Source organism: Ferrovum myxofaciens, from assembly GCF_000735045.1.
Classification (GTDB): domain Bacteria; phylum Pseudomonadota; class Gammaproteobacteria; order Burkholderiales; family Ferrovaceae; genus Ferrovum; species Ferrovum myxofaciens.
Genome location: NZ_JPOQ01000080.1, coordinates 1 through 3,924, shown reverse-complemented (window position 1 = coordinate 3,924; position 3,924 = coordinate 1). Strand labels below are relative to the sequence as shown.

Here is a 3,924-nt window from a genome sequence, read left to right as displayed (position 1 = left end):
CCAGTTTCGGTTTGGACACCACATTCTCAGGAAATCGTGAACTCACCCTGATGAAGCGAGCTGTCGGATGCGGTTACAAGGTAAATTTTATTTTTGTCTGTGTCGAAAGTCTTGCGTTGTGCCAAGTTCGTATCCTTGAACGGGTTGACAGCGGTGGGCATGCCGTGCCCGCAGAAGATGTGTCACGGCGTTACAGCAGAAGTCTGCGTAACCTCGCTTCAGCTTTTGACTTGGCAGAACGGGTATTCATCTTGGACAACACGGAAGAAAAACGCCGCTTGCTCCTATCCGTTGAGCATGGCCGTGAGCGCGAGACATCGCCCAGCGCATTGAGAAAATCGCGCAGGGCACAGAAGAAAATACCCTATCTTCCACACAAACGGCCGAATCTACAAAACAAATGACTGAACTAAGTCGTAAACTGGACGAACTGGCTTCTCGATTCAAAATCGCATAGACCGCTTGAACACACCGCCGACTGCCCGTCTCGTATCAGCGTGTTGTTGCGATTGAGAAAATCGACGAACAGGAAAGCGCCTGTGCGCTTGTTGCCATCGGCCAGCGGATGATTCTTGATGACAAAATACAAAAGATGCGCCGCGTCCCTGCGAATGGTTTTTCTGACGGAGTATCACCCGTTTGCGGCAGAGCCAAGGGAAGCAGTTCATCCAGTTTGGCGTTTGGCCAAGTCGGTAATTTCTCCAAGGTATCCTTGAGCCATTAATAGGGTTCCAGACCTTTCATTTTGGCCGTTCCCAGCAAGGTCTGGATGGCCGCTGCGCGAACCCCGGCCTGAGCCGATCCTGCAAATAACCATTTTTCTTGCCAATGGCGATGGGTCGGATGGCATTTTCAATCCGGTTGTTGTCGATGGGCAAATCCCCCTCGGGTGGCGTAGCGTGCCAACGCTTCCCAAGCGCTTGAGCGTATAATCCAACGCCTTGGCCAACCCGGAACCCGGCGCTGTTGTCTTGCGCTGCTGGAACAACCAAGGGTGAAATTTCTCCAGAAGAGGAATCGCCACTTCAAGGCGTTTCCGGGCGCGCTCCTCCACGCCCAGTTCCTTCCATTCCCGCTCCCCTTCGTATAACTTTGCAAACCAGGTCAGAGCCTGTTCCGTCACGGGGCGCGGCTGTTCGGCGTGCAGGTCAAAGAACTTGCGCCGGGCATGGGCCATGCACCCCAATTCCGTTACGACTGGACCAAAAAGAGCTTTGTATCCCGAGTAGTCGTCCACTACCAAGTGTCCGTTCCACTTCCCGAGGAAGTTGCGGGCGTGAATCCCCTGTCGGTTCTCCTGGTAGTCGAATACCAGAATCGGCGAACCGGTTTCCCACTCGGCTCTCGTCAGATGCTTGGCTGGGTATGGGGATTAAGTGACAGTGCGAAACCATTACGTTAATGAACGCATTGAAGGAAATCGACATCAACTTCTCCCCGCGAAATGATATTTTCGGATAAATCACACCCGGAACTGACAGGGCATTATTGCCAAACCCGATTCGGCAGATGGTCATATTCCAACCGCGGTATGATGAGCCATGAACAATAAACGAGGATACGGTAATGCTGAAAGGAAGTTGTTTGTGCGGGGGAGTGACCTATGAAGTGCATTCAGAACTGGGCCCCATCATCATGTGCCATTGTTCCAAGTGTCGTAAAGCCACGGGGACTGCATTTGCGACCAATACCCCCATCAACACGGCAGACTTAAAACTGGTAACGGGCGAAAATCTTCTGTCAGAGTTTGAATCGTCTCCCAATGTATTTCGCGTTTTCTGCAAAAATTGCGGATCTCCTCTCTATTCAAGACGGGCCATAACACCGGAAGTCATTCGTCTGCGGATCGGTACCCTCGATAGCGCGATCGACGACAAGCCGACCGCCAATGTTTTCGTCGCATCTAAAGCCGAGTGGTATGAAATAGCAGATGATCTGCCTCAATATGCCGAACGGCCTTGATAATGAACTGGCCGGCAATCGGCGCTATTGACAAGCCGGTTGGCGCCTGTGTAAAGTCTGGGTCATGATGATCAACTCAAACTCCTTCCTGCTTCCAAACCCCAAACGACTGTGGTTACAGAACCCCGACCGCGTTGTCTCTTGCACCGTTTAGTTTTTGATATCACAGAGCAACCGCGGGTCTGACCGCGATTGCTTCTGAACTTGGCCATAAGACCCGCATTCACAATGAGGACAACTTATGGCAAATCCAGCGCAGCACCGAAGTTCCAGAAACCAGATCGTTTTCGGCATCATACTTGCCCTGTTGGCCGCGATCGGTTTTTCAGCAAAAGCCATTCTGGTCAAATTGGCCTATCGTCATCCGGTGGATGCAGTCACCTTATTGGCGTTGCGAATGTCATTTTCAGTCCCATTTTTCCTGGCAGTTGCGCTGTGGAGCCATAATCAGGGTAATGCCAAATCTCTGGAACTGAAAGACTGGGGAGCAATTCTTGGCTTGGGCTTCGTGGGATATTATTTGTCCAGCCTCCTCGATTTTCTCGGACTTCAATACATTTCGGCGAGCCTGGAGCGACTTGTTCTGTTTCTATATCCGACGATCGTCGTGATCATGTCAGCGTTGTTCCTGAAGCGCCCCTTGGGGCGTCAGGAACTGATAGCCATGGGGTTAAGTTACGCCGGCATCGTGCTGGTTTTCGTGCATGATTTTTCCGGGGTTCACGGCAGCGGGATGGCAGTGGGAGCCGGCTTGGTTTTTGCCAGCACTTTGACCTATTCAATTTATCTGATTGGGGTGGGTCAGGTCATAGCTCGCATCGGCACAGTCCGGTTTACCGCCTATGCCATGACAGTGGCCAGCGTGGCCACATTGATGCAGTTCGCATTCACTCACCCCATGACTGCAATGCGCCAGCCTATCTCGGTTTATACCTTGGGATTATCCATGGCCATTATTTCGACGGTACTGCCGGTGTTTATGCTCTCAGCCAGTATCAGGCTGATCGGTTCCGGGCAAGCATCACTCATTGGGACCATCGGCCCTGTGTCCACCATCTTCATGGCACAGGCATTTTTGGGCGAGGGGGTATCTCTGCTACAGACAATCGGTTCGGTTCTGGTAATGACTGGTGTCGTGATGATCGGTCGGCATTCCCTTAGCCCGAAAACACGGGTTTCATAGACTCAAATCTCCGGCGATGGTTATTTAACGGTTTGATCAGCCATGAGATATTGTGTTTCTATCGTGTCCAGACTCGTTCCGGAATTGAACGGCCGGGTTTGCTCATCCATGCTTGGGACTGTACCCCAGCATACCGGTCACGATCAACTCGAAATCGGCTTTTGGAATTTCCAGATGTCCGAATCGGAAAGCGTAGCCCCACCGACTCTTGTCCTTGATGAAAGAAAGTTGCTCAAGAAGCGGGCGAATGGGCGTATCAGTCGCTTCCATAAAATTGATATCACGCCGGTAAGGAACAAATCCAGGGAACATTTCAAAGGGATAGACCTTGTCACCGACGACTTTGCCAATGGCTGTGAATTTCTGGCAAGGAACGGTTCCGTCGAATTGTTCCCTGGGCGAGTAATAGATGAGCCAGTCGCCCACTGCCATGCGTTTGAGCGGCAGGGCCTTGCCGTGACACAACTGGCTGAATCCGCCAGCCACGCCAGCGCTGACATGTTCTTTCGATGCAACGCCAATCCAGTAGCGCGTCATGGATTGTTGCCAGCGATGATGGCAAGGGTCAGTGCCTTGTAAGTCTCTATTTGGCCTTCCGTGAGGCACGAGAAAAATTCATCGTCGGCGCGCTCGACGGCAATGATGGCCTGGTAAATCAGTTTGCGTCCCGCGACAGTGAATCGAACCTGTATGGCACGGGTATCCGAAGTTGAAGACTCCCGATTGACCAGCCCAGCTTCCTCAAGTTTTCGAATGGCTTTGGAAAGGGTCATCTTGTC

General features: G+C 52.0%; 4 protein-coding genes and 3 pseudogenes. 3 read left to right on the top strand and 4 right to left on the bottom strand.

Annotated elements, in window-relative coordinates; translation table 11 throughout:
* Nucleotides 1–404 (top strand): annotated as a pseudogene (locus tag IV91_RS0110140) (zeta toxin family protein); the annotation flags it as partial.
* Between the two features lie 50 nt (nucleotides 405–454).
* Here the strand turns inward: IV91_RS0110140 and IV91_RS19535 are convergent.
* A pseudogene (locus IV91_RS19535) lies at nucleotides 455–616 on the bottom strand (Fic family protein); the annotation flags it as partial.
* A 32-nt stretch (nucleotides 617–648) separates the two neighbouring features.
* Nucleotides 649–1,333 (bottom strand): annotated as a pseudogene (tnpC, locus tag IV91_RS20025) (IS66 family transposase); the annotation flags it as partial.
* A gap of 233 nt (nucleotides 1,334–1,566) precedes the next feature.
* Here tnpC and IV91_RS0110130 point away from each other — a divergent pair.
* Together IV91_RS0110130 and IV91_RS0110125 are read left to right on the top strand one after the other, a co-directional pair.
* Nucleotides 1,567–1,962, top strand: coding sequence for a GFA family protein (locus tag IV91_RS0110130; protein ID WP_082783207.1), 396 nt, complete (start codon nucleotides 1,567–1,569; stop codon nucleotides 1,960–1,962).
* A gap of 241 nt (nucleotides 1,963–2,203) precedes the next feature.
* Nucleotides 2,204–3,145, top strand: coding sequence for a DMT family transporter (locus IV91_RS0110125; protein WP_031598050.1), 942 nt, complete (start codon nucleotides 2,204–2,206; stop codon nucleotides 3,143–3,145).
* Between the two features lie 102 nt (nucleotides 3,146–3,247).
* Here IV91_RS0110125 and IV91_RS0110120 read toward each other — a convergent pair whose 3' ends face one another.
* Nucleotides 3,248–3,682 (bottom strand): EVE domain-containing protein, encoded by a 435-nt coding sequence (locus IV91_RS0110120; protein WP_031598049.1) that lies wholly within the window; start codon nucleotides 3,680–3,682, stop codon nucleotides 3,248–3,250.
* Nucleotides 3,679–3,924, bottom strand: a 246-nt coding sequence (locus IV91_RS0110115) for a MarR family winged helix-turn-helix transcriptional regulator (protein ID WP_031598048.1), incomplete at its 5' end; no start/stop codon positions are given. The genes IV91_RS0110120 and IV91_RS0110115, both read right to left, overlap by 4 nt.